Origin of the sequence: Dolichospermum sp. UHCC 0406, assembly GCF_009712025.1 — a bacterium.
In the GTDB taxonomy this organism is placed as follows: domain Bacteria; phylum Cyanobacteriota; class Cyanobacteriia; order Cyanobacteriales; family Nostocaceae; genus Dolichospermum; species Dolichospermum lemmermannii.
Window position 1 is genome coordinate 157,654 of record NZ_VILA01000026.1, and the last position, 24,595, is coordinate 182,248.

Here is a 24,595-nt window from a genome sequence, read left to right on the forward strand (position 1 = left end):
CCGTACAGTTGTTAGTTGTTAATTTTTTGCGTGAGAACGACGACGACGACAACGTTCTGAGCAATATTTCACTTCATCCCAGCAATCTTGCCATTTTTTCCGCCAAGCAAACGGACGTTGACAGACTACACAGATTTTTTCTGGTAAATCAGATTTAGAACGAACACGCCCCATCATAATCAATACAAAGTTCAAACCATTCTTGAGGATAAGCAATAGTAGTTTTAATTAGTGAATAAAGTCTATCATCTTCTCTCAAATTTTGGATAAGTTGCCCCAAAGATATAATTTGTTGTTCAGCATCTTTAATTTTTTTTGCTGCCAATTTTGATCATTGTTTGACATAAGTTATAGTAATATATATGAAGATACCTGGTATACATTCCTAATAGATTTTAGCTTTGGTATCTGTTAATAATTGATAGATGTTACCCTAAATTGGATATTTATAAAGCATTAGTTAGTCATGTTCTATTTACTCTGGTAAAAACCGAACCGGAGTGGTTGCACAAACAAACCATCGGTAGTCTAAATTGGCTGTCGAAAGCCAGTTATTATCCTTCTACTAAATGGTTAAATAGCCTATTTCAGCAATATCTGTGTCTAAATGATCCGCGATTAGAACAAACCATACTGGGAATGAAATTTCCCAATCCTTTGGGGTTAGCGGCTGGATTTGATAAAGACGGTATTGCTGCTAATATCTGGCATAATTTTGGGTTTGGTTTTGCTGAATTGGGTACTGTTACTTATCACCCCCAACCGGGAAATCCTCCTCCTCGGTTATTTCGTTTGCCTTTAGATCAAGCGGCACTTAACAGGATGGGTTTTAATAATGCTGGTGCTGTCGCAATGGCCGCAAGATTAACAGAGGCAAAACAACATTTAATTTACCCAATCCCCCCAATACCGATAGGAATAAACTTAGGTAAGTCTAAGATAACATCCTTGGAACTAGCAGCGCAGGATTATCTAGAGAGTTTTCGATTACTGAAGGATTTGGGTGATTATTTTGTAGTTAATGTTTCCTCTCCCAATACACCGGGATTGCGATCGCTCCAGGATGCTACCATGCTCAGTCAAATCTTGGATATGCTACAGCAGGAAAATACTGCACGAAAACCCATATTTGTGAAGATAGCCCCCGATTTAGAATGGGAAGCAATATCTGACATTATTGCTCTGGTTAAAACCTACCGAATTGCTGGTTTAATCGCCACCAACACCACGATTAGCCGGGAAGGACTCAAAACCCAAATTATTGAAAAAACTGGTAAATCCCCCCAAGAGGAAGCGGGAGGAATTAGCGGAAAACCAGTGAGAGATCGCTCCACAGAAGTAATTCGCTTCATTTACCAACAAACCCAAGGGCAGATGCCTATCATTGGCGTAGGTGGCATATTTACTGCTGAGGATGCTTGGGAAAAAATCACAGCCGGAGCTTGTCTTATTCAAACTTATACAGGCTGGATCTATGAAGGACCAATAATGGTACGCCGCATCCTCGTCGGTTTATTAACCAAGCTAGAAGAAAGCGGACTAACATCCATCAGTCAAGCGATTGGGATTGGTCAGTAGGGGCGAAGCATTTGGAAGATAAATTATCGGTCATTGCCAAAAATAGTTCTCCAAATGCTTCGCCCGTACAGTAGTTAGTTGTCAGTAGGGGCGAAGCATTTGGAAGATAAATTATCGGTCATTGCCAAAAATAGTTCTCCAAATGCTTCGCCCGTACAGTTGTCAGTGGTAAAACTGCTCCCTGCTCCCTGCCTCCTATTCTTCCATGGGGAAAAACTCCTTAGACTTACGAGAATAGGACCAAGCAATACCATCAGGATCACGGCTACGACACCACTGGGCAAAATCTGGGTCATTGCGTCGCTTGTAAACCGTACTGGAATAGACATTTAGCCGTTTGGCTAATTCCGATTGAATCAGCGAACCAAAAACTAACTGTTCTTCTAGAGGTTTTCTCACTTCCTCGTGGGTAGGAACAGATTCAGATTTGGATTCAGACTTGGATTCAGATTGCGCTTCCTCCTCCTGGGGAATAGGAGGAGGTGGAGCTAAAAAAGAGCGGGCAATTTTGGTAACTGGTTGCGCGGGAAGTTTTTCTACCAATTCACTACTATCAAGAATATCGCCGAGAATACTGGCATTAATAAAATAGTACAATTGATCTTCTTTTTCCGAATCTAGGACACTAGCGCCAAATTCCTTAGCTTTACTATCTAAATAGCGTTTTGCCACCTGTCCCGAAAAATTACCCTTGATTGCCAAGTCCATGGGTCTAATTTGGCCATGATTTTCCTCAACTAATTCATAAAAGAGTGGGTTAACTTGGTTGCACCACTTTTCCCATCTAGATTGCTGCCAAAGGTTGAAAACCATTAATAGCCCTAAGATTACCAGTAAAACTTTCCAGGTATTAACCAGGAAAACAATCAAAAACGATATCGGCAAAATTAGAACGAGAAAACTTTTGCCTGGGCTTTCTATGGTTTTTTCACTCATACTGATTTTTGCCAAGGGAATTTTTACAAAATAATATCTCTATCTTGGCAAAAATTTGGCCATTTGTTTGTATCTTTCGGCAAAATTGTCGCTAATTATTCGGCAAAAGCTACTGATGCAATAAAAAAGTAACCAATTGTCTCAGTATATTTTTTCAAGCCTTTGAGAAATTGGTGTGTAGTCAGATTAGGTTCACAAAGATTAAAATTAAGCGATGATATAGCGGTATGCACTGGAATGAGATTCTAATTTTCACCCCAGAGGCTTACACCGAAAGGATTGTACTCCTAATTGCTGACCGCTAAAAGCTCCTATAATCATCAATCACCAATTACCAAACAATGAAGATACCTGGATTTCCTGGTGACAGAGATAAAAAATCAACTTCAACCGGACGAAAATCCTATTTTTTGATTCCCCCATTAGCACTTTGGCATCCTTGGTGGCATCAATTTATGGATTGGATGGTAATATTTTTAACTGTCATGTTATGTTTACTAATGTTGCCAACTCGTCTCCCCGGAATGGAATTATTAGGCATTGGTCCTAATTGGCTACTCATTTGGGTAGTGGCTTGGAGTGTCAATCGCTCAGTATTTTCTGGTCTGCTGTCAGGGATCATTTTGGGGCTATTACAAGACGCAATGACATCACCTGATCCAACTCATGCCTTGAGTTTGGGAATTGTGGGAATGTTAACAGCCCTGATGCAAAAACAGCGGTTTATTCAAGAAGACTTTATTTCCATTGCTTTAATTGTATTTGCGATGGCTGTAGTGGCAGACACTATTTTTGCTTTCCAGTTATCTTGGGTAGGAAATCGTCATGCAGCCAGTATTTGGACATATTACCAACGGGCTACCTTAGCTTCGGCAATTCTCAGTAGTTTGTGGGCGCCTGTGGTTTATTATCCTCTTAATCGCTGGTGGCAGCAGATGAAATTAATTCGTAATTCGTAAGTCAAATGGATAATTTTCCGGGAGTCTCTCCCAAATCTGCATCATTACCTCAAGATCCTCAACTTCTAACACAGCCTGTAGTCCCAGAAATAGTAGGTGATGACTTTGACTCTCGCATGATGGGAAGGTGTGTGGAATTAGCCCGGACTGCCTTAGGACGCACTTCACCAAATCCCTTGGTGGGGGCGGTGATTGTCCAAAATGGGGAGATTGTGGGAGAAGGATTTCATCCTTGTGCTGGTGAACCTCACGCCGAAGTTTTTGCCCTGAGAGCAGCGGGAGAACGGGCGCGAGGAAGCACTATTTATGTGAGTCTTGAACCTTGTAACCACTATGGACGCACTCCTCCCTGTTCCCAAGGGTTGATTAATGCGGGTGTGTCTAAGGTGGTAGTAGGGATGGTTGATCCTAATCCCTTGGTAGCAGGTTCTGGAATTGCGCGGTTACAGGCTGCTGGGATAGAAGTGATAGTTGGAGTAGAGGAAGCGGCTTGTCGGCGATTAAATGAAGGTTTTATTCATCGTATTCTCTATCAACGACCTTTAGGGATTTTGAAATATGCTATGACTTTAGATGGTAAAATCGCCACTACTGTCGGTCATAGTGCTTGGGTAACAAATCAAGATGCTCGCACTGAGGTTTATCAATTGCGAGCCGCTTGTGATGCGGTGATTGTTGGTGGGAATACGGTTAGAAAAGATAACCCTTATTTGACTAGCCATCAAGTTGAGGCTCATAATCCCCTGCGAGTGGTGATGAGTCGTAGTCTGAATTTACCAGAACAAGCTCGGCTATGGGATACTCAGGAATCTCCAACTTTGGTTGTAACGGAAGTTGGTAGTTCACAGGCTTTTCAAAAAATGCTGCGCGACAAAGGGGTGGAAGTGGTGGAATTTAGCTCACTCACCCCAGAAGCAGTCATGAGTCATTTATATGAGCGCGGGTTTTGTAGCGTGCTATGGGAATGTGGTGGTATTTTAGCAGCTAGGGCGATCGCTCAAGGCTCTGTCCAAAAAATTATGGCATTTATCGCCCCCAAAATTATTGGTGGAGATCATGCTCCTACACCTGTGGGAGATTTGGGTTTGACCAATATGACTGAAGCGTTACTTTTAGAGCGCGTCAGTTGGCGTGTTGTTGGTAATGATTGCTTGGTGGAAGGTTATTTACCACCCAAAATAAAATAAATAGCACAGATACTCAGCTATGATTCTTGGCGTTCATAAGCTAAATCACGAATCAGAGTTAGCCGAGATTGAATGTAATCACAGAGAAAATCAATTTCATGGGCATCTAAAAAGGCTTGATTCGTGATTTGTTTAACTAACCACTGTACCAAACTAGTATCATCAAGCTGCAAAAGCGTTACTGTGTGAGTGGCTTCAACGATAGACCAAAACTGACGCATGATTGTTGGACTCATTCGGCCTCTATTTAATCATTAATTTAGTTATTTTCAGATTATACAGTTCTGATATTAATTAACTGCCTAAATCTACAACTAGATATAACTATTATTAAAAATTTAATAAATGGGCAAATATTTTGCTGAAAATGAAGAAATGTCAAGTTATATGAATTAACTTAATTTTACTTAACTAAGATCACAATTGGTAATTGGTAAAAGTTTTTTTTGTTGTCTTTTACTCTTTTCACAAAAAGAAGGGAACAGGGAACAGGGAACAGGGAACAGGGAAAAATCAGAGTTTGAGCGGTTTTGGCTGGGAGATTAAAGTTTATTAACTTCCAATTTCAGATTTTTTGTATTAAAGTAAATGTAACCAGGTTATCTATATTTTTACAAGATGACAAAGTAATGGTTCAACCTGATAACATAAGGAATGCAGTTGCGGAAAACCCCCCAACGTTTCATTCTATTGATCTAAATAGTATAAATCAATATTGCCAAAACAATCCTGTTGGCAAAATGTTACCTGATGCGTTTTACATTCATATTTTAGCCTTACATACTCTTGACCCTTGGCTTCAGGAATATGAAAACCGCGCCCGTACTTGTACTGAGCGAACTTGTACTGAGCGTAGTCGAAGTAGTCGAACTAGTGCCTTACTTAAAGTTCAGTCTGCAACTTTAGTTAAATTTAGCACGAATAAACCCAAGATTTCCTATCTATTCTATCCTGATTTTGATACTGATCCTCATCCGGCTTTACAAGCTAGTATTCAGGTTGACGTAGAAACTCTAGAAGTTGGTTATCGGGATTACAGCGATTCGGAAAATCCCCCCATTCTGCACCGCAAAGAAACTTTTGTAACTCCAGAATATCCCCTCTATGAAGAGTTTGCAGCTTTAACTCGCGCTCAAGTCGCTTTAGGTTTACTTAATCATACTAGGGGAATTGGTACTAAGTTGGGTTGGGAACAACGGCTACAAGTTTTTGGGGTGGAGGTACAAGGACATAGCTTGATTAAACGCGAAAGCAGTTCTACAATTACAAATATAGTTCCCAAAATAGAACGCCACAAAGCCGCTATTATTCGTCCTGATTTATCCCGTCCTGTGCGTTTAGCCTTGGAGTCGAGCTTATTTAGTCCAGAAACTACCTTTTTTGATTATGGTTGTGGACATGGTGGAGACGTTACCCGCATTGCTGAACAGGGTTATACAAGTTATGGCTGGGACCCTTATTATTCTGCACATACACCGAGAATCGCTGCGGATATTGTGAATATTGGTTTTGTGATTAATGTCATTGAGCATCAAAGCGAGCGCCGGGAAGCTTTAATTCAAGCTTGGGAACTGACTCAAAAGGTGCTGTTAGTAGCCGCCCAAGTATTGATATCTGATATTAAGCGGGGTGTAATTGCTTATGGCGATGGCATCATCACTAACCGTAACACATTTCAGAAATATTATGAACAAGAAGAATTAAAAATTTACATTGACCAAGTATTAGGAGTTGACGCAATTCCTGTGGCTTTGGGGGTTTATTTTGTGTTTCGAGATGATGCTGAAGCGGAGTTATTTCGCGCTTCTCGGTTTCGTTCCCGGGCGACTACTCCCAGAATCCGTCTTTGTGTAAAACGGTTTGAGGAACATCAGGAATTATTAACGCCGTTGATGAATTTTCTGACGGAACGGGGAAGAATGCCTGTTAAGGGAGAATTACCTCAAGCAGCGGAAATTGCTGAGGAATTTGGGAGTTTACGCCGGGCTTTTAATGTCATTATACAGGCAACTGACACAGAAGAATGGCAAGCGATCGCTGACAAACGCCGTCAAGATTTGATGGTTTATTTAGCGCTGTGCAATTTTAGCCGTCGTCCCCGATTAGGACAATTATCCCCAGCAGTCCAAGAGGACATAATTGGTTTATATAGTAGTTATAAACAAGCTTGTTTAGATGCTGACCAAATGTTACGCAGCTTGGGAAATACAGAACTCATTATTAAACGCTGTCAAGAAAGCAAGGTTGGTAAAAAATTACCTAATTCCCTTTGGGTGCATATTTCCACACTACAAGCAGTTGACCCTTTATTACGCCTGTATGAAGGTTGCGCTAGTCGGACTCTGGGAAGATTAGAAGAAGCAAATGTGATTAAATTCCATCTGAAAACACCTAGGATCTCTTATTTATTTTATCCTGATTTTGATATTAATCCTCATCCCATTTTATCAAAAGTGATGACAATTGATTTGCGAGATTTGCACGTTACTTATCAGGATTATGATTTAGAAGATGATCCACCAATCTTACACCAAATAGATGCTTTAGTTACTTCTGATTATCCCCAATATGAGAAATTTGCTAAGTTAACTCGTCAAGAAGAAGATAGAGGACTTTTAGATAATTGGCACAGTATTAGTCATGTTTCTGGCTGGAAAAAATGCTTACAAGAAAATTGTACTGTTATTGATGGTTATAGGTTATTTTGGGTTAAAGATGCAGATGCTTATAAGTTGAAAGCACTTAAAGCAGCTTTGAGAACTAGACAAAGAAGGAAGAATATTTCTAACGAGTCACAGAGACACGGAGAGGAGGAATAGAGAGGTTTTTTTAAGTTTGTTTTGCTAGTTTTATCCAGTTTTCGATTCCTTTTTTTGTGGGGATTCCTGAGTTATTAAATGTCCAAATATCTCGTTTATGTTGTTGTCCATAACTAATGTGAATTGGTTGGTGGGGACTGTAAAAATACAGGGAATCAAAGGGTAGTTTTGTTTGTAATATCCATTCTACTAGTTCTGTGCTGGGTAAGTCTGTAATTAGAAAATCACAAGCTGCACCTAATCTTTTACAGTAGTATGTACCATTTTTGTTGATTTCATGGCTAATATGTTGGTCGAGATTGGGGGCTACACGTCCATTTTTTTGACCTGTAACTGGGTCTTTTTTCTCAAGATACTTTTTTAGGTCTGGAGAACAAAAACCGTAGGTAAGTTGAAATTTTTCTCTACTAAAATAATCTATAATTGGGTCAATGATAAATTTATTTAAATCCTGTAATGCGGGAATTACTTCTGGTAGATTTTGTGGATATGGGTTGATCTTTTGGGCATATTTATGATAGGTTTGTGTGCAGGTACAAAATTCTTCTAAGGTTAGATATTTTCCTAATTTTAAATTGTGAGTATTCATAAATACTGGATAGCAATGAGGCTGGTGATTTTATTGTAGCATTTGCTAAAGTTCTGGTTCATTAATTGCCCAGAAGTTAGAAAATGTGAATAAATTTATGTTTAGTTTAAATAAACAACAGGATTAATCAAGATTTAATTATATTTTAAATTTTGTCCGACTACTTACCAAGGTCTAGAAAAGTATGAATGTTCAAGAACTTTTAGCTAGATACGCGACAGGAGAAAGAAGCTTTACCTGTATTGCTTTACCAGGAGCAAATTTGCAAGGAGTCAATTTGGGTGGGGTGGACTTCGGTAGAGCAGATTTAAGAGGAGCAAACCTGACAGCAGCTTCTTTGAGTGGAGCTAATTTGAGTAAAGCGAATCTTCAAGGAGCAATATTGGCAAGAGCGCATTTATCCGAAGTTATTCTCTGTGGTGCTGATTTAACTCAAGCTACATTAACAACTGCTCATTTAAATGAATCAGACCTCAGTGGTGCATTGTTGAGTGGTGCTAATTTATGTGATGCTAATTTACACATGGCATCAATTTCCGCCGCAAACTTACAGGGTGCAAATCTCAGTGGTGCAAAAATGGGAGGTGTGAGAATGTGGAAAGCAGATTTACAAGGTGCGGACTTGAGTGGTGCTGATTTAAGCGAGGCTAATTTGTGCGAAGTAAATTTAACTGGAGCTAATTTAGATGATACAGATATGAGTGAAACTTTCTTAACTGGGGCGATTATGCCTGATGGTAGCATTCATAGTTGATGTTTGGCATTACTGATGCTGATCATTTCGCTTTTAGATAACTACTGGCATAAAAATTAATATTTACTCTTCGTGACTCTGCGCCTCTGCGTGTTAGCGAAGCGGGGCGAAGCCCGACAAATTCTTCTTCTTCACCACCAAGTCCAGAAAAACAAAATAAATCTATCATTGGTATGATTTCTAATATACTAGACTTTGTTATACACTGAAAAAAATTAATGTATACCAGTGAATTAGCTAAATATTCTGTGAGAACGGACATTGGACAAACCAACCGTATCCTCATAGTGGAAGACGAAGAACTGATTCGGGAAATGTTAGTTGTGGCCTTGGAAGGGGAAGGCTATGAAGTAATTACCGCTAGTGATGGCCGAGCAGCGATAGAATATCTGAAAAGTTGTGAAGATAATTCTGAAGAACTGCCTTTAGACTTGGTGTTATTAGATTTGATGTTACCGCAAATTAATGGCCTAGACATTTGCCGTTTTTTACGTCATCAAGGCAACTCAGTGCCAATTTTAATGTTGAGTGCTAAAGGTAGTGAAACTGACCGAGTCCTGGGCTTAGAAGTGGGTGCTGATGACTATTTGACAAAACCATTTAGTATGCGAGAATTGGTGGCGCGGTGTCGGGCGTTACTTCGTCGTCAACGTTTAAGTGCATTGCCACAAGTTCCGGTTCTGAAGCACAAAGATATAACTTTAAATGCTCAAGAGTGTCGGGTTATAGTCCGTGGAGAAGAGATAAGTTTGTCTCCCAAGGAGTTCCGACTCTTAGAATTATTTATGAGTTATACCCGTCGGGTATGGTCACGAGAGCAATTATTAGATCAAGTATGGGGTCCAGATTTTGTGGGGGATAGCAAAACTGTGGATGTTCATATCCGCTGGTTACGGGAAAAGTTGGAGGAAGATCCTAGTCATCCAGAATATATTGTAACTGTGAGGGGTTTTGGTTACAGATTTGGGTGATTGGTGAAAATAGTTGTTAATTTTGAGTAATAACACACCAACTAACGACTTCAATGCTTTTACTGGGATTTTCGCTGGGTTTAGCTGTCGGCCTGGGTTTTTGGGTTTGGCAACAGGTTCATTTGCACTGGTATTTAGAACAATTACTACAATCGCCAAGTTCTAATTTGCATAAAATTACCAATATTAAACTGCTGCTAAGACCTCGCTTACGGCAGGAAATATCTATGGTGAATAGACAGCAACAAAATTTGCAGCAATCATTGTCCATGTATAAGGAATTACTGGATTTTGCTCCGCTGGGATATTTGCAGGTAGACGAGGAAAATCAATTGTTGTGGTGCAATCAACAAGCGCGGGAAATCTTATATCTTCAAAGATGGCAACCTGGACAGGTGCGTTTGTTGCTAGAGTTGGTGAGGTCTTATGAATTAGATCAGTTAATTGAACAAACTCGTGATTGGCAAAAACCCCAGGTGCAGGAATGGGTTTTTCATCCCGCTTGTGAAGATGCTAAGGTGATGACAGAATTAAAGCCCATGTTTCTGCGGGCTTCTAGTTTGCCATTACCAACGGGACAGGTGGGAGTATTTTTGGAAAATTGCCAATCTGTGCTAGATATGAAGCAAGAACGCGATCGCTCTTTTTCCGATTTAGCCCATGAACTCCGCACCCCGTTGACGGCAATTCGTCTCGTGGTGGAAACTCTGCAAACCCGTTTAGAACCACCTTTAGACCGTTGGGTTAATAGGCTGATGCAAGAAGTTGACCGACTGATTAATTTAGTCCAAAGTTGGTTGGAGTTGACGCAAATGCAAAACAATCCCACCATGCAGTTAAATTTGGAAATGGTGGAAATGCGATCGCTCATCATCTCCGCATGGGAAACCCTAGAACCAATTGCCCAGAGTCATTCTCTCAGTATTAACTATTCTGGACTAGACAGCATCTGCATTCAGGCAGATAAATCTCGACTTTATCAAGTATTCGTCAATTTGCTAGATAATAGCATCAAATATAGTCCAGCCACCACAACTATTGACATTGAGACTAAAATAATCTCTACTGATAACGGTCAAATGTTGGAAATAAATATTATTGATTTCGGTGTTGGCTTTGCTGTTGACGACTTACCTCATGTATTTGAAAGGTTTTATCGCGGAGATAAAGCCCGGTATCGTTCACCAGTCAATGAAGTAAATTCGACAACGGGAATTGCTGGTAGCGGTTTAGGTTTAGCCATTGTCCAGCAAATAGTCATGGCTCACGGTGGTGTAATTAAAGCCATGAACCATCCAGAAACAGGTGGTGCTTGGATACAAATTCAATTTTCTCAAGTTATGACAAATTTACCTAGTAGTTTGTCAAGATAAAAATGATGGACTGTAGTGTGAGCGTCTCGCTCACGCGGGCAAGATGCCCGCACTACCAAAAACCCGTCAAAATGTCTTTGACAGACTACTAGTCAAGACTATAGTTAAGAAAATATACACACTTTTAATATAACCACTGTGAAAACTGTATTTGATCCTCCCAATCACGAAATACTACCAATAGAACGCTCCATTAGGCGTTTAGAACGGGATTTATTACGTATGGGGGCTTTAGTAGAACAATCATTTCGGCTGAGTCACCAAGCCCTATTTGCCGGGGACTTAATCGCAGCGGAACAAATACCCCGGTTAGATAAAAAAATTGATCGCTTTTATCGGCAAATAGAATCAGACTGCACAACTATTATCATTCGTCAAGTACCCACAGAAAGAGATTTGCGCTGTATAAGTGCTTTTATGCAATTGGTGCGTGACTTAGAACGAATTGGGGATTATGCCGAAGAGTTAGGGGAAATTGCCATTAAACTCTTCCCTTATCCTCAACATAGTTCCTTACCAGAAATTGCAATTATGTCCCAGCACGCCCAAGCAATGTTAGCAACTTGTTTAGTCGCATTGGCAGATTTAGACGAAACCAGTGGACAAAGAATGAAGCAGTTAGATGATGCTGTAGATAATGCTTATGAGCATCTTTATCAAACCTTTGCCCAACAGGAAAATATTTCTGGCGTAATTGAGCCAATTCTCTTGTTAACTTTAGCAATTCGTTGTTTAGAACGCATGGCAGATCACGCAACTAATATTGCTCAACGAGTTACATATATTGTTACAGGTCAGCGATCGTAAATTGGATATTGATCGCCATCAATACATACCATAGACAGGGTATAATCTCAAATTTATCAAATAATAAATAAATCATAACCTTGTATAAAAATTTTGATATTTAGTTGTTTTAATTGCCATTAATGATGTAGAATCACTAGAGAACATTTATGTATAAGTTCCCTTGGGACTTTACCATAGACTGGATTCATTATAGGTGTGAGAGAGATTGAAATTTATGAAAAAAGCTTTTTGGAATATCCTCAAGGTTAGCCCCGTCCTAGCTTTGACCTTACTAACTGGTAACAGTGCCTTTGCTGGTGAAGCTAACGAAAAAGTGACAAGTGTTGCTGAATTATCCCAAGAGTCCAACAGCTTGGGTCAAATAACATCCGTTTCTCAGTTTTCCGACGTACAACCCACAGATTGGGCGTTTCAAGCTTTACAATCTTTATTTGAACGTTATAGCTGTGGAGTTAGTGGTTATACTAACGGTACTTTCCGTGGTAATCGCGCCTTGAGTCGTTATGAATTTGCGGCTGGTTTAAATTCCTGCTTAGACCGCGTTAATGAACTCATTGCTACCGCAACTGCTGACATGGTAACCAAGCAAGATTTAGCTACCTTACAGCGCTTGCAAGAAGAATATTCCACTGAACTAGCAACTATTCGCGGTCAAGTAGATGCTTTAGAGGCTCGTACTGGCGAATTAGAAGCTAATCAGTTCTCCACCACCACCAAACTATCTGGAGAAGCGATTTTCAACTTCTCCCAAGCCTTTGGGGACAAGCAAGCAGTTGCTGACAGCCTTAATGCTAAGGATAACCCTGACTTAGACTCCAACGCTACTTTCTCTAACCGGGTGCGGTTGACCTTGAACAGCAGTTTCACAGGCACAGACCAATTGCAAACTCGGTTGAATGCGATAAATATCAACCCAAATAGTGTAGGTACTGGTGGTACTGGTACTGGCATGACTCGTTTAGGTTATGACGGTAGCACCACTACTGCCAATAATAATAACAGCATCACCATTGACAAACTCAACTACTCCTTCAACTTGAGCAAAGCAATCCGTGTCAAGATTGATGCTACTGGCGCTGAGTTAAACGAGAACGTCAATGTTTTCAACCCTGACTTTAGAAGTAGTGGTTCAGGTTCTTTATCTCGTTATGGACGTTTCAGCCCGATTTATCGTCTTGCAAATGATGGCACAGGTATAACTGTTAACGTTACACCTAGTGATAAATTTACTTTGAGCGCGGCTTATTTTGCCAGAGATAGAAATAGTGCTGCTGACCCCGAGTCTGGAAGCGGACTATTCGATGGTAGCAATACCATATTTGGTCAATTAGCTTTTAAGCCTAGTAAAGCCATTAACATTGGTCTAACCTACGCCCATAGTTATCAAAGAGGTGAAACCAATTTGTTTGGAGGCACAGGAAGTGCATTGGCTAATGCTGGGACTACTGATGACGATAGTAGAACTGAATCTAACAACTACGGTATCCAAGTTAGCGTACAACCTACCGCAAAAATTACATTAGGTGGTTGGGCAGGTTATACAACAGCTAGTTCCTTAGTCGGTACTCCTTCTAGTGCTGAAATGTTCTACTGGGCTAGTACATTGGGTATCAAAGACTTCGGTAAAGAAGGTAATACTTTAGGTTTGATCTTCGGTCAATCACCTAAAGTCACTGAAGTTACGAGTGAAGGGAAATCAGTTTTCAAGGATCTAAAAGATACGTTGAATTTGGAAAGAAGCAATTCTTATCATGTAGAAGGCTTGTACAAGGTGAAGCTTTCCGATAATATCCTTGTTACTCCTGGTGTATTGGTAATCTTCAATCCTGAGAATAACGACAAGAATAGCACCGAGTACGTTGGTACTTTACGGACTACCTTCACTTTCTAGAATCAACTGAGATTAGTAGTTGGGATTTAGCGAGTTTAGTCGCATGGTTAGGGGTTTAGCAGTGCTAAACCCCTACACTTATTTGTGAAATATCTCTCGTTCCCATACTCTGTATGGGAATGAATTCTATAAGGCTCTGCCTTTAATAATACAATTAGGCAGAGCCTACATCATGGCATTCCCAGTCAGAGACTGGGAACGAGATAACCTCTTAGCTTTACGCAAAATATAATTCATATTAAATTAAGAATAAAAAAGAGACTAATGAATTCAATAGCATCTACCTTAACTTCTATTCTCAGCACCGAAAACGCCGTTATATCCTGGGAAAATCTCAGCCCCACCCAACAGCATAATATCCAACAGGGAATAGACCCCAAAAGCCAGCCTAGTTGTGTCATTTATCCCCATAGCCAAGCAGAATTAGCCGCCGTTATCACCACTGCCCACAGTCACAAATGGCGTGTTCTAAGCTGTGGTAGCGGTAGTAAAATCAATTGGGGTGGTTTAGCTAAAAATATTGATATTGTTGTCAGCACCGAACGCATTAACCAACTCATAGAACACGCTGTAGGTGATTTAACTGTCACCGTCGCAGCAGGGATGAAATTTGCCCAGCTTCAGGAGATTTTAGCTAAACATCACCAATTTTTAGCACTTGATCCCGCTTTTCCTAATTCTGCTACTATTGGTGGTATGGTTGCTACTGCCGATACGGGTTCTCTGCGGCAACGTTATGGTGGTGTGCGTGACCAACTTCTAGGTATAACTTTTATCCGCGCAGATGGTCAAATCGCCAAAGCTGGGGGACGAGTTGTAAAAAATGTTGCTGGTTACGACTTAATGAAATTATTTACTGGTGCTTACGGGACATTAGGAATTATCAGCCAAGTCACTTTTCGAGTTTATCCCATTCCTGAAACTTCGGGAACAGTAATATTAACTGGTAAACCTGAAGCTATATCCCAAGCAGTGAGAACTTTACAAAGTTCGGAATTAACACCAACTCAAGTTGATTTATTATCAAGTAAGTTAGTTACTAATTTAGATTTGGGAACAGGAATAGGTTTAATTACCCGTTTTCAAAGTATTAATGAAAGTGTCCAAGAACAGTCAAAACGACTTTTAGCAATTGGCGAAAAGTTAGGTTTACAGGGGGTAATTTATTTGGGAAATCAAGAAGCTGATTTATGGCAACGATTACCAGAACAAATACATTCTCATGTGACAGAATCTACAATTACCTGCAAAGTAGGAGTATTACCAACTGCGGCTGTGGAGATTATCAATCAAATAGATATTGGTTTAATTCATATTAGCAGTGGTTTGGGTTTAGTCCGTTTAGAAAATCAAGATCAAATTTTGCCTTTGCGGAATTTATGTCAAGCAAATTCTGGTTTTTTAAGTATTTTATCAGCACCTGTTGAGTTGAAGGAAAGGTTTGATGTTTGGGGGTATAATGGTAATGCTTTGGCAGTAATGCGGGGAATTAAAACACAGTTTGATGGTAATTTTATTTTAAGTCCCGGTCGCTTTGTGGGTGGGATTTAAGTTTTAATTAAAAACGAACCGCAGAGGCGCAGAGGTCACAGAGGTTAAGAGGGGAGAAATATAAATGCAAGTTTCGGAAGGTTCGGTGAATAATACTGCTAGTATTAAGAATTTGCAGGGTTTTGATGGAAGTCATCCACCTGATCCTAAGTTAATTGATAGTTGTGTTCATTGTGGTTTTTGTTTGTCTACTTGTCCTAGTTATCGGGTATTAGGTAAGGAGATGGATTCTCCCAGGGGACGGATATATTTAATGGATGCTATTAATGAGGGTGAAATTGCTCTCAATACGGCTACTGTTGAACATTTTGATTCTTGTTTGGGTTGTCTAGCTTGTGTTTCTACTTGTCCTTCTGGTGTGCAGTATGATAAGTTGATTTCGGCTACTAGACATCAGGTGGAAAGAAATTATAATCGCAGTTTACCTGATAAGTTGGTTCGACAATTGATTTTTTCTCTGTTTCCTAATCCTGATCTTTTAAGAATTTTACTTTTTCCTTTATTAGTTTATCAAAAGTTAGGAATTTCTCAGGTATTGCAAGCAACTGGGTTAATTAAAGCCATATCTCCCCGGTTAGCAGCTATGGAATCTATTTTACCGGAAATTACTCTTAAATCTTTTCAGGATAATTTACCAGATATCATCCCAGCGAAGGGTGAAAAAAGATATCGGGTGGGTGTAATTTTAGGATGTGTGCAACGTCTGTTTTTCTCTGGTGTCAATGAAGCGACGGTGCGGGTTTTAACTGCTAATGGTTGTGAGGTGGTAATTCCTAAGTCTCAAGGTTGTTGTGCGGCGCTTCCTGAACACCAAGGACAAACGGAACAAGCGAAGGTTTTAGCAAGACAAATGATTGATAGTTTTGCTGATACTTATGTGGATTTTGTGATTATCAATGCTGCCGGTTGTGGTCATACTTTGAAGGAATATGGTCATATTTTAGCAGATGATCCAGAATATGCGGAAAAAGCTAAAGTATTTGCCGCGAAAGTTAAGGATTCACAGGAGTTTTTAGCTAATGTGGGTTTAACTGCAAAACTTTCACCTTTGACTGATAAAAATCTGACTTTAGTTTATCAAGATGCTTGTCATTTATTACATGGTCAAAAAATTAGTGTCCAACCTCGTCAACTGTTAAAACAAATTCCCGGTGTAACCTTAAAAGAACCTATAGACGCGGCTTTATGTTGTGGTAGTGCGGGGGTTTATAATATGTTACAACCGGAAGTTGCGGAAGAATTAGGTAAACAAAAAGCCCAGAATTTAATCAATACTGGTGCAGATTTAATTGCTTCTCCTAATCCTGGTTGTAGTTTGCAAATTAGTAAATATTTACAGGGGAAAACTATTTCTGTCATGCACCCAATGGAGTTATTAGATTATTCAATTCGGGGTGATAAGTTGGAGATCTAGAAAATTATAATATCCAGATCCCCGACTTCTGAGATTAATTTATAATGTATTTACAAGATCCAGAAAGAAGTCGGGGATCTTATTTCAGTTCATTATTATTCAAGACTAACAACTACAGCTTGACCTTTCACTAATGTAGATAAAATATCTAAAATCTTAGGAACTAAAGGTTTTAAATCAATTAATCTATTAGAAGATGCTTGTAAAACAACTACAGCAATATTAAACTGAGACAAATTTTGCTGAAAAGATAAATTTCTATCAACCGTAATAAAAACATCAAATTCCTGTTCTACTAAAGCCAGTAGTTTACCATTTTTAGTTCCCGCCCATCCCATTTGGGGAACTGTTTTGATTTCATAACCTACAAATTCCTTAGTTAACTTGCGGTCAATACATTCATCTAGAAGCAGTTTCATTTTAAGCTACCTTGTTAATCATTTCTTTTCCTGCTTCTTCTAAGAATGTAATGACTTGTTCCCTAGTAACAGTGGGAAAACCATCTAAAAAATCATCTATTGAATCTCCTGCTGTTAAATAATCTAAGAGTGTTTGTATAGGAACTCTTGTTCCCGTGAAAACAGGAGTACCACTCATAATTTCAGAAGAGACACTTATAACTGAAGGATGATTGGACATTGTAATTGTATTTGATATTTTCAAGTTATATTCCTAGTTTAGCTATAAATAGGAGTAAGCGTGATTCCTGCGCTGCGCTATCTATTCGGGCTAATTTTTCATAGCTAAGGTTAATCCGTCTGCTATGGGAACTAAACTCAGGGTAATTCGGGAATCTTCATGTAATTTGTGATTCAAATCCCGAATTTTGTTAGTTTGATTATCCTGTATTTCTGTGTCTGCAACTTTACCTGACCACAACACATTATCAATGGCAATTAATCCACCGGGACGAATTAATTCAAGACATTGCTCATAATAATTATCATAGTTACCCTTATCAGCATCAATAAACGCAAAATCAAATGTCCCCGCTTCCCCCACTGTCAATAACTTATCTAATGTTTCCAATGCTGGGGCAATATGCAGGTCAATTTTATCAGCTACTCCCGCTTCTTGCCAATAACGTCGAGCTACACTGGTATACTCTTCACTAACATCACAGGCGACTATTTTGCCATCTGCGGGTAAAGCCAACGCTACTACTAAGGAACTATAGCCAGTAAATACACCTACTTCTAAAGTTTTTTTTGCTCCTATCAACTTAATTAATAATGCCATAAATTGCCCCTGTTCAGGAGATATTTGCATGATAGACCTGGGCATTTGAGCGGTTTCTTGACGCAGTTGGGTTAAAATAGTTGGTTCGCGCAGGGAAACTGAAAGCAAATAATCATATAGGCTTTGTTCTAAGCCTAGTGTTTGTTTTGACATGATTTATATTAATTATTTTATGATAGTTCTTCCTTATCAATTTTATGATAACAAATTTAAAATCGAATGTCAACCCCCAAATCATCTTTTAAACCGACCGCTACCCTAGTAATATCTTTGTATAGCGATTTTCAGGTAAGGGGTTTTTGATGACTGTTTATATTATTCGTCCTAAGACGACATCGGTAGCACGTTCTTTAAAATTAGCATCGAGAAAATTCACTCCCGAAAGTCGTCCCTCACAAGTTGCAGAAGTGGTGAATTTTTGGCAAGAAGATTCTGGATATCAAGAAATAATTAGTTATTTGGAAGATACAGATACAATTAGCGAATATCCAACTTATTCAAATATTACAGGTGCTAAAATTGTTGATATACCTGATGAAGAGGTTGAACAACTACAGCAAGATTTACCTAATGCTTTAATTTTACGGGATTTGCCAATAGAATTAATTAAACCAGAAAGAAGTATAGCAGGTGCTAAAACCACTCTGACAACAGATGATCTTTGGCATTTAGAAGCTATATCTCTTCTTAAAGCCCGTCAGCAAGGATTTACAGGCACAGGTAAAGGAATAACTGTTGCAGTTCTCGATTCTGGTATAGACGCAAACCACCCAGAAATAAAAGGTAAAATAATTGAATCTTATAGTTTAAATCCCAGAACACAAGAAATCCAACCCGTACCATTTGAAGATACACATGGACATGGTACTCATGTTGCCGGGTTAATTTGTGGAAATAAAGTTGGTGTTGCACCCGAAGCAAAAATCATCAACAGTATTATGTTTCCGAACGGTATATGTAATTTAACAGATTGGATATCTTGGTTTAATTGGTTAGCACTACAACCAGAAATTAATATTATCAATCTTTCTGCGGGTGAACTTTCATTACCATCAGGTTATTTTGAGCTATTTAGTTCCTTAATTGATGACTTAATAACTGTAGGTGTACTTCCTATTTGTGCGGTAGGTAATGAAGGATTCAACCGTTCTCGTACACCTGGTAACTGTAAAGGTTCACTTTCTGTAGGTGCTATCAACAATAGACATCAAGTTGCATCTTTTAGCGGTAATACTACTATGACAATTAACTATCAATCTTATAATGTTCCTTATTTAGTTGCACCGGGAGAAGGTGTTTATTCATCGGTTCTAGGAGGAGGTTATGAAGCTTGGAATGGTACATCAATGGCAACTCCTATTGTTTCTGGTGTGGCTGCGTTAATATTAGAACGGTATAATAAAAGTATGTCGGTGCTAGATTTATTAAATGAAATTTTGACATCTTGTCAAGACTTGGGACTGGATAAGGAACGTCAAGGTCAAGGTTTAGTTCAAATACCAACTACACTATATGAACCTTAAAGAAGACCAAATTAGTAAAATTGACCCTTTGCTGGAAGAGGCGTTAATGAATGCAAGGGGTGATGAAAAGATGCGAGTAATTATGACTTTAGGTGATGAAAATCAACTCAGGAATAACCAAGCCTTACCAATGCTTGAACCTGCAAATTTTCCTTCACCTATTGCTTATAGACAAGCATTAATTGAACGGCGAAAAAATCAACTTTCTGAAGTTATAGGTAATACAATTCAAGAATTACGAAACTTGTCTTTAAAACCTCTAGGTGGAACAATGAGCCGTGTTGTATTTGTGGAAGGTTCAGCAACAGATATATTAAATTCATTAGAATTATCTGGCGTAAATAATGTTAGTTTAGATCAATTAGTGGGATTACCGGAAGTTGCACCTGATGAAGCAGTTAATCATTTTGCTCAATTGTATATTAAAATTTTAGGAAGTGACTTAGATCAGAAAACCAAAAAATTAATTTATCAAGCATCTAAACAATATATTCTTAATTATCAAAAGCGATATAATCGGTTGCGAGTTTTGGGAATGTCACAATCTGTAAATTTAGATGATATTTATACAGAAGTCCAATGTTTACAAACTGATGATATTCGCAATTTTGAATCAGTAACAGCATTAGAAGAAAATTATCGCCAAAATGGTAGTCGCAGATTGACTAATGAAAAATCTGCAAGACAAAATGGAATAACAATTGCTAACCAATATGCACATTTAATGATATTGGGACAACCGGGTGCAGGTAAATCTACTTTTCTAAGGAAAATAGGACTAGAAGCACTCAAAGGTAAATCTGGTCAAGTTGAAGGTGAATATATTCCTGCTTTACTAGAACTAAAACAATTTATTACAGATAAAGTTGATATTTACGATATTATTCAGCAAGAATTTATATCATGTCAATTGCCAATGGCAAAAGAATTTACTAATCAAGTATTACGACAAGGTAAATTATTACTTTTATTAGATGGCTTAGACGAAGTATCGAATAAAAATTTTGAACTAGTGATTGATGGGATACAAAATTTTGTTAAGCAATACAAGCAAAATAAATTTGTAATTTCCTGTCGTACTGCTGCCTATCGTCAAAAGTTCAATAACTTCAAAGAATTCATTATTGCAGATTTTGATGATCAACAAATTCAACAGTTTATTAATAACTGGTTTTATTCAGAAGTTGATAAACAATTAGGGACTGGGGAAAAATGCTGGAATAAAATAAACAGTGAAGAAGCTACTAGAGAATTAGCCAGAACTCCCTTATTATTAACTTTTCTTTGTTTAGAGTATGATGAGTCTCAAGATTTACCAAAAAAGAAAGCTACATTATATGGTAATGCCTTAGATATTTTATTGAGAAGATGGGCATCTGAAAAAAGATTACCTTATGAACCAATTTATCGTCAACTAGGCATTGATTTAGAAAAAATCATGTTGGCTGAAATTGCTTATGATAATTTTGCAGCAGATAAGTTATTTTTCTCCCAGCAAGAAGTTTTAAATCAAATTCAAAAATTTCTATCTAATAATGATAATGCACCGAAAAATTTAGATCCTGGGAAAATATTAGATGCTATTACTATTGAACAGGGAATTTTAGTCGAACGTGCTAGAGATGTATTTTCTTTTTCTCATTTAACCCTACAGGAATATTTAACAGCCCAATATATTGATGATCATCGTCTAATTGAAAAATTAGTGAATGAACATCTGACAGATGAACGTTGGAAAGAGGTATTTTTGTTAGTTGCGGGAGTCATGCGGGGTGGTACAGATGATTTGTTGTTATTCATGGAAAAGGAAGTACAAAAATATATCAATACCGGAAAATTACAGGATTTATTAAATTGGGCGGAAAATGTCACAGTAGGATCTCAAGGTGATTATAAACCAGTTGGGAAACGTGCAGTTGCGATCGCCTACGCCTACGCCTACCCCAACGCCTACGCCTACGCCTACGCCGTCGACTACGACGACATCACCTACGACAACGCCAACGCCCTCGCCAACGCCAACGCCCTCGCCAACGCCTTCGCCCTCGCCAACGCCAACGCCTTCGCCAACGCCCTCGCCAACGCCAACGCCTACGCCAGCGCCTTCGCTATTATTGAATCTATTAAATACAACGCCTTCGCTATTATTGAATCTATTAAATACATTGAGGAGATAGAAAAATTAAAAATATATAATCAAAACCTCAATTTAACTGCGTTACTTACTGAATTAAACCTCAATTTAACTGCGTTAATTACTGAATTAACCAGAATAAATGAATTAACCACAATACAAGCTACTATTCCTGATAGAAACCAACCGCAACAATCGTATCAAGATTTTGATTTTGCTGAAAACTTGATAGAAACCTTACTCAAAAGTTTTAATCTCACCCCAAAAATGGTTAATTTATCTGAAGAAGAAATCAAAGACTTAGATAAATACCTCTACGCGAATTACTTAATTATCCAATGCAAAGAAGCGGCGGTGCGGGTATCACCAACAACATGGGAAGGAATAGAAGCGCGGATGTTGTTGGTGGGGAATAATTAAAATCCAGGGAGTTTGTGTAGAGATGTTGCAAAGATAAGATTTTCTGAAGAAAGTGCTTATTGCCCTCTAAAATTGAAGATTATTCTATAAACTTACTCGCGTCAGAGGGGGTATTCATGAGCCGTCCAATTATTCTGGGTATTGTTGGTGATAGTGCTGCGGGGAAAACAACTCTGACTAGAGGGATTGCTCAGGTACTAGGTCTTGAAAATGTGACTATTATCTGTACAGACGATTACCACCGTTACGATCGCACACAACGGGCAGAAATCGGCATTACGGCACTCCATCCTGATTGTAACTATCTGGATATCATGCAGCAACATTTATCGCTGCTACGGACAGGACAGGCGATTCTCAAGCCGGTTTACAGCCACTCCACAGGCACATTTGAACCGCCGCAATATATCAAACCCACTAAATTTGTGATTATTGAAGGGTTACTAGGTTATTCTACCCGTGCAGCCCGTGATGCTTATGATGTCAAGGTTTATCTTGCCCCTCCTGAACCACTTCGCGCTGATTGGAAGGTGAAACGGGATACTCAAAAACGCGGTTATACTCCAGAACAGGTATTAGCGGAGTTAGATAAGCGCGAACCAGATTCAGAACAATATATCCGTCCTCAGCGGCAATGGTCAGATATTGTGGTCAGTTTCTATCCTCCCAATGATGAAATTGATAACACTAGTGGGCGTTTAAATGTGCGCTTGGTGTTGCGTCCTTCCATTCCTCACCCTGATTTTACGGAAATGATTCACGCTGGTCGTAGTGATTCCCAGTCAGCTATCCGCTTAGGATTGGATAGAGATATGGGAAAACCGGTGGATGTTTTAGAGGTTGACGGTCATGCTACTTTGGAACAGGTGAATAAAATCGAACGGATTATGTGTAACGATATGCCGCATTTAAATAGTGTGTGCGATCGCGAAAGTAATCCAGAATTGGGTAAAATTGCGGGTACAACTGGAGAAACACTGCAAAGTTATCCCCTCGCTCTAACTCAGTTAATTATTACTTACCATATGCTCAAAGCTACGCAAATTTACCAGTAAGTAATTCCGGGTAGTATCTACAAAAATTAAAGATATTGTCAAAAAGGAATAATTGTGTCCAAAAATAAGGGATAAATAATGAGTTAGCATTCAGCCCCCAGTCCTCAGCAATCAGCCTTAAAATCTGAAATACAGGTAATTAAATCAATACCCCCTCTTCTTTGCTATTTGCTATTTCTGCTTTTCGCTGATAGCTGATAGCTAAATGCTATGACAATTATTCCCAATTCAAAATTCCCAATTGGTATGACTTATTGCCTGAGAATAGCCGACTTACCGGAAAATGAACGCCCCCGTGAAAGGTTAATGACTCACGGACCGAAGATTTTAGCTACAGCGGAATTAATCGCTATTTTGCTGGGTACTGGACAAGGCCCTGGTAAATTATCCGCAGTTGGTTTAGGGCAATATATATTACAGCAATTAGGTAAAGGTCAGTGTGACCCCTTAGCTGCTTTACGAAATGTCTCCCCCGCTGAATTAATGGAAATTCCCGGTGTGGGACCAGCAAAAGCGACAACTATCCTCGCTGCAATTGAATTGGGTAAACGGACTTTTTTATCTCGTCCCTCCGACGGAACAGTAATTGATAGTCCTATTGCTGCGGCTGCGGTGCTGAGTCAAGACTTGATGTGGCAAAATCAAGAAAGATTTGCCGTATTATTATTGGATGTGAAAAATAAGTTATTAGGCACAAAAGTAATTACAATTGGGACGGCGACGGAAACGTTAGCCTCTCCCCGTGATATCTTTCGAGAAGTTATTCGTCAAGGTGCTACCAGGGTAATAGTTGCCCATAATCATCCTTCAGGGAGTTTAGAACCCAGTGAAGCAGATATAGAATTGACTCGGCAATTATTAGCCGGTGCGGAACTGTTAGCTATTTCCATTTTAGATCATTTAATCTTAGGTAATGGCACTCATCAGAGTTTAAGAGAAATTACAACTTTATGGGATGATTGTCCGCAAGTTGATTGATATTTCTACCTTTTTTGCTCTAGGTCTTCTACTGCTTTTTCTGTGCGGGTATTGGGGGTTTTGGGACGCTTAATATTAGGAAATAAGTCAATAGCAAAATTATTCAAAGCTATCCGGGTTTGAGTGCTGGATTTTCCCAAAGCACCTGGTAATACCTTATCTCCCACTGTTATAAAGAGAATAAAGGCAATAAAAAAAGGGTATGTATCGTTTCATCTTCAATTCCTCGCTAATTAGAGATTACAATTGATAACTATCCCTATAGAATGCCCAAATTATCATCAAAACAATAACTTACAAATAATATTTTTTCTCAATCTAATATTCAAATAACATGATCTCACAAAAATTTTCAACAGTTAATTTATACTATTTGCCTAAATATGTGCAATTAATGGCGTATAATATTTAAAA

General features: G+C 38.9%; 24 protein-coding genes. 15 read left to right on the forward strand and 9 right to left on the reverse strand.

Translation table 11 applies throughout. From position 1 onward, the window contains the following. Window positions 1-18 precede the first annotated feature (18 nt). Both FJR09_RS20930 and FJR09_RS20935 read right to left on the reverse strand, forming a co-directional pair. Window positions 19-174: a DUF2256 domain-containing protein gene (locus FJR09_RS20930; RefSeq protein WP_015080582.1), complete on the reverse strand. Its 156-nt coding sequence runs from the start codon at window positions 172-174 to the stop codon at window positions 19-21. Further along, window positions 155-325 (reverse strand): hypothetical protein, encoded by a 171-nt coding sequence (locus FJR09_RS20935; RefSeq protein ID WP_162471197.1) that lies wholly within the window; start codon window positions 323-325, stop codon window positions 155-157. The genes FJR09_RS20930 and FJR09_RS20935 overlap by 20 nt, the downstream gene beginning before the upstream one ends. Window positions 326-438: 113 nt before the next feature. Here FJR09_RS20935 and FJR09_RS20940 point away from each other — a divergent pair, with 113 nt between their 5' ends. After that, window positions 439-1,578: a quinone-dependent dihydroorotate dehydrogenase gene (locus FJR09_RS20940; RefSeq protein ID WP_168652713.1), complete on the forward strand. Its 1,140-nt coding sequence runs from the start codon at window positions 439-441 to the stop codon at window positions 1,576-1,578. Between the two features lie 195 nt (window positions 1,579-1,773). Here FJR09_RS20940 and FJR09_RS20945 read toward each other — a convergent pair whose 3' ends face one another. Then, on the reverse strand, window positions 1,774-2,514 hold the full coding sequence (locus FJR09_RS20945; RefSeq protein WP_168651547.1) for a hypothetical protein: 741 nt from the start codon (window positions 2,512-2,514) through the stop codon (window positions 1,774-1,776). Window positions 2,515-2,855: 341 nt separating this feature from the next. On the opposite strand from FJR09_RS20945, the gene mreD reads away from it, so the two are divergent. Further along, window positions 2,856-3,473: a rod shape-determining protein MreD gene (gene mreD, locus FJR09_RS20950; protein ID WP_015080585.1), complete on the forward strand. Its 618-nt coding sequence runs from the start codon at window positions 2,856-2,858 to the stop codon at window positions 3,471-3,473. 5 nt (window positions 3,474-3,478) lie between these two features. Further along, window positions 3,479-4,660 (forward strand): bifunctional diaminohydroxyphosphoribosylaminopyrimidine deaminase/5-amino-6-(5-phosphoribosylamino)uracil reductase RibD, encoded by a 1,182-nt coding sequence (gene ribD, locus FJR09_RS20955; protein ID WP_015080586.1) that lies wholly within the window; start codon window positions 3,479-3,481, stop codon window positions 4,658-4,660. A 17-nt stretch (window positions 4,661-4,677) separates the two neighbouring features. Here the strand turns inward: ribD and FJR09_RS20960 are convergent, their stop codons facing one another. Further along, on the reverse strand, window positions 4,678-4,896 hold the full coding sequence (locus FJR09_RS20960) for a hypothetical protein (protein WP_015080587.1): 219 nt from the start codon (window positions 4,894-4,896) through the stop codon (window positions 4,678-4,680). Between the two features lie 393 nt (window positions 4,897-5,289). Between FJR09_RS20960 and FJR09_RS20965 the strand changes: the two genes are divergently transcribed. Further along, window positions 5,290-7,479, forward strand: coding sequence for a DNA phosphorothioation-associated putative methyltransferase (locus FJR09_RS20965; protein WP_041458060.1), 2,190 nt, complete (start codon window positions 5,290-5,292; stop codon window positions 7,477-7,479). A gap of 10 nt (window positions 7,480-7,489) precedes the next feature. Here FJR09_RS20965 and FJR09_RS20970 read toward each other — a convergent pair whose 3' ends face one another. Beyond that, entirely contained in the window at window positions 7,490-8,068 is a 579-nt protein-coding gene (locus FJR09_RS20970) for a hypothetical protein (protein WP_015080589.1), read from the reverse strand. 184 nt (window positions 8,069-8,252) lie between these two features. Between FJR09_RS20970 and FJR09_RS20975 the strand changes: the two genes are divergently transcribed. From FJR09_RS20975 to FJR09_RS21005, 7 genes are all read left to right on the forward strand, one after another. Beyond that, entirely contained in the window at window positions 8,253-8,822 is a 570-nt protein-coding gene (locus FJR09_RS20975; protein WP_015080590.1) for a pentapeptide repeat-containing protein, read from the forward strand. Window positions 8,823-9,040: 218 nt separating this feature from the next. Next, window positions 9,041-9,793, forward strand: coding sequence for a winged helix-turn-helix domain-containing protein (locus tag FJR09_RS20980; protein WP_168651551.1), 753 nt, complete (start codon window positions 9,041-9,043; stop codon window positions 9,791-9,793). A 53-nt stretch (window positions 9,794-9,846) separates the two neighbouring features. After that, window positions 9,847-11,166, forward strand: a complete 1,320-nt coding sequence (locus FJR09_RS20985) for a cell wall metabolism sensor histidine kinase WalK (RefSeq protein ID WP_168653056.1) — start codon at window positions 9,847-9,849, stop codon at window positions 11,164-11,166. 138 nt (window positions 11,167-11,304) lie between these two features. Then, a complete protein-coding gene (phoU, locus tag FJR09_RS20990; protein WP_015080593.1) occupies window positions 11,305-11,973 on the forward strand; it encodes a phosphate signaling complex protein PhoU in 669 nt (222 codons plus the stop codon). 217 nt (window positions 11,974-12,190) lie between these two features. Next, entirely contained in the window at window positions 12,191-13,867 is a 1,677-nt protein-coding gene (locus FJR09_RS20995) for an iron uptake porin (RefSeq protein WP_168653057.1), read from the forward strand. Window positions 13,868-14,131: 264 nt separating this feature from the next. Next, window positions 14,132-15,418 (forward strand): FAD-binding oxidoreductase, encoded by a 1,287-nt coding sequence (locus FJR09_RS21000; protein WP_168651554.1) that lies wholly within the window; start codon window positions 14,132-14,134, stop codon window positions 15,416-15,418. Between the two features lie 64 nt (window positions 15,419-15,482). Then, on the forward strand, window positions 15,483-16,832 hold the full coding sequence (locus FJR09_RS21005) for a (Fe-S)-binding protein (RefSeq protein WP_015080596.1): 1,350 nt from the start codon (window positions 15,483-15,485) through the stop codon (window positions 16,830-16,832). Window positions 16,833-16,927: 95 nt separating this feature from the next. On the opposite strand, the gene FJR09_RS21010 is transcribed toward FJR09_RS21005, so the two are convergent. The 3 genes from FJR09_RS21010 to FJR09_RS21020 all read right to left on the reverse strand — a co-directional run bounded on the left by FJR09_RS21010 (window position 16,928) and on the right by FJR09_RS21020 (window position 18,224). Further along, on the reverse strand, window positions 16,928-17,251 hold the full coding sequence (locus tag FJR09_RS21010; protein WP_015080597.1) for a DUF5615 family PIN-like protein: 324 nt from the start codon (window positions 17,249-17,251) through the stop codon (window positions 16,928-16,930). Between the two features lies 1 nt (window position 17,252). Continuing rightward, window positions 17,253-17,471 carry a DUF433 domain-containing protein gene (locus tag FJR09_RS21015; RefSeq protein WP_168651556.1) on the reverse strand — a complete coding sequence of 73 codons (219 nt, stop codon included), beginning with the start codon at window positions 17,469-17,471 and terminating at the stop codon, window positions 17,253-17,255. Window positions 17,472-17,561: 90 nt separating this feature from the next. Next, window positions 17,562-18,224: a class I SAM-dependent methyltransferase gene (locus FJR09_RS21020; protein ID WP_168653058.1), complete on the reverse strand. Its 663-nt coding sequence runs from the start codon at window positions 18,222-18,224 to the stop codon at window positions 17,562-17,564. A gap of 149 nt (window positions 18,225-18,373) precedes the next feature. On the opposite strand from FJR09_RS21020, the gene FJR09_RS21025 reads away from it, so the two are divergent. The 4 genes from FJR09_RS21025 (at window position 18,374) to radC (ending at window position 24,181) form a co-directional block, all read left to right on the forward strand. After that, window positions 18,374-19,594, forward strand: coding sequence for a S8/S53 family peptidase (locus tag FJR09_RS21025; RefSeq protein WP_168653059.1), 1,221 nt, complete (start codon window positions 18,374-18,376; stop codon window positions 19,592-19,594). After that, complete coding sequence (locus FJR09_RS21030; RefSeq protein ID WP_168653060.1) at window positions 19,584-22,148, forward strand: NACHT domain-containing NTPase; 2,565 nt, start codon at window positions 19,584-19,586, stop codon at window positions 22,146-22,148. The genes FJR09_RS21025 and FJR09_RS21030 overlap by 11 nt, the downstream gene beginning before the upstream one ends. Before the next feature lie 116 nt (window positions 22,149-22,264). Beyond that, window positions 22,265-23,203, forward strand: coding sequence for a phosphoribulokinase (locus FJR09_RS21035; protein WP_168653061.1), 939 nt, complete (start codon window positions 22,265-22,267; stop codon window positions 23,201-23,203). A 246-nt stretch (window positions 23,204-23,449) separates the two neighbouring features. After that, complete coding sequence (gene radC, locus FJR09_RS21040; RefSeq protein ID WP_015080602.1) at window positions 23,450-24,181, forward strand: DNA repair protein RadC; 732 nt, start codon at window positions 23,450-23,452, stop codon at window positions 24,179-24,181. 5 nt (window positions 24,182-24,186) lie between these two features. Here the strand turns inward: radC and FJR09_RS21045 are convergent, their stop codons facing one another. After that, window positions 24,187-24,348, reverse strand: coding sequence for a hypothetical protein (locus FJR09_RS21045; protein WP_174783358.1), 162 nt, complete (start codon window positions 24,346-24,348; stop codon window positions 24,187-24,189). Window positions 24,349-24,595: the final 247 nt, after the last annotated feature.

What these genes read in the sequence shown, in the direction of transcription:
- FJR09_RS20930 (WP_015080582.1), bottom strand. Translation starts at nt 174, where the DNA reads ATGGGGCGTGTTCGTTCTAAATCTGATTTACCAGAAAAAATCTGTGTA.
- FJR09_RS20945 (WP_168651547.1), bottom strand. Translation starts at nt 2,514, where the DNA reads ATGAGTGAAAAAACCATAGAAAGCCCAGGCAAAAGTTTTCTCGTTCTA.
- mreD (WP_015080585.1), top strand. Translation starts at nt 2,856, where the DNA reads ATGAAGATACCTGGATTTCCTGGTGACAGAGATAAAAAATCAACTTCA.
- ribD (WP_015080586.1), top strand. Translation starts at nt 3,479, where the DNA reads ATGGATAATTTTCCGGGAGTCTCTCCCAAATCTGCATCATTACCTCAA.
- FJR09_RS20960 (WP_015080587.1), bottom strand. Translation starts at nt 4,896, where the DNA reads ATGAGTCCAACAATCATGCGTCAGTTTTGGTCTATCGTTGAAGCCACT.
- FJR09_RS20965 (WP_041458060.1), top strand. Translation starts at nt 5,290, where the DNA reads ATGGTTCAACCTGATAACATAAGGAATGCAGTTGCGGAAAACCCCCCA.
- FJR09_RS20970 (WP_015080589.1), bottom strand. Translation starts at nt 8,068, where the DNA reads ATGAATACTCACAATTTAAAATTAGGAAAATATCTAACCTTAGAAGAA.
- FJR09_RS20975 (WP_015080590.1), top strand. Translation starts at nt 8,253, where the DNA reads ATGAATGTTCAAGAACTTTTAGCTAGATACGCGACAGGAGAAAGAAGC.
- FJR09_RS20980 (WP_168651551.1), top strand. Translation starts at nt 9,041, where the DNA reads ATGTATACCAGTGAATTAGCTAAATATTCTGTGAGAACGGACATTGGA.
- FJR09_RS20985 (WP_168653056.1), top strand. Translation starts at nt 9,847, where the DNA reads ATGCTTTTACTGGGATTTTCGCTGGGTTTAGCTGTCGGCCTGGGTTTT.
- FJR09_RS20995 (WP_168653057.1), top strand. Translation starts at nt 12,191, where the DNA reads ATGAAAAAAGCTTTTTGGAATATCCTCAAGGTTAGCCCCGTCCTAGCT.
- FJR09_RS21000 (WP_168651554.1), top strand. Translation starts at nt 14,132, where the DNA reads ATGAATTCAATAGCATCTACCTTAACTTCTATTCTCAGCACCGAAAAC.
- FJR09_RS21005 (WP_015080596.1), top strand. Translation starts at nt 15,483, where the DNA reads ATGCAAGTTTCGGAAGGTTCGGTGAATAATACTGCTAGTATTAAGAAT.
- FJR09_RS21010 (WP_015080597.1), bottom strand. Translation starts at nt 17,251, where the DNA reads ATGAAACTGCTTCTAGATGAATGTATTGACCGCAAGTTAACTAAGGAA.
- FJR09_RS21015 (WP_168651556.1), bottom strand. Translation starts at nt 17,471, where the DNA reads ATGTCCAATCATCCTTCAGTTATAAGTGTCTCTTCTGAAATTATGAGT.
- FJR09_RS21020 (WP_168653058.1), bottom strand. Translation starts at nt 18,224, where the DNA reads ATGTCAAAACAAACACTAGGCTTAGAACAAAGCCTATATGATTATTTG.
- FJR09_RS21025 (WP_168653059.1), top strand. Translation starts at nt 18,374, where the DNA reads ATGACTGTTTATATTATTCGTCCTAAGACGACATCGGTAGCACGTTCT.
- FJR09_RS21030 (WP_168653060.1), top strand. Translation starts at nt 19,584, where the DNA reads ATGAACCTTAAAGAAGACCAAATTAGTAAAATTGACCCTTTGCTGGAA.
- FJR09_RS21035 (WP_168653061.1), top strand. Translation starts at nt 22,265, where the DNA reads ATGAGCCGTCCAATTATTCTGGGTATTGTTGGTGATAGTGCTGCGGGG.
- radC (WP_015080602.1), top strand. Translation starts at nt 23,450, where the DNA reads ATGACTTATTGCCTGAGAATAGCCGACTTACCGGAAAATGAACGCCCC.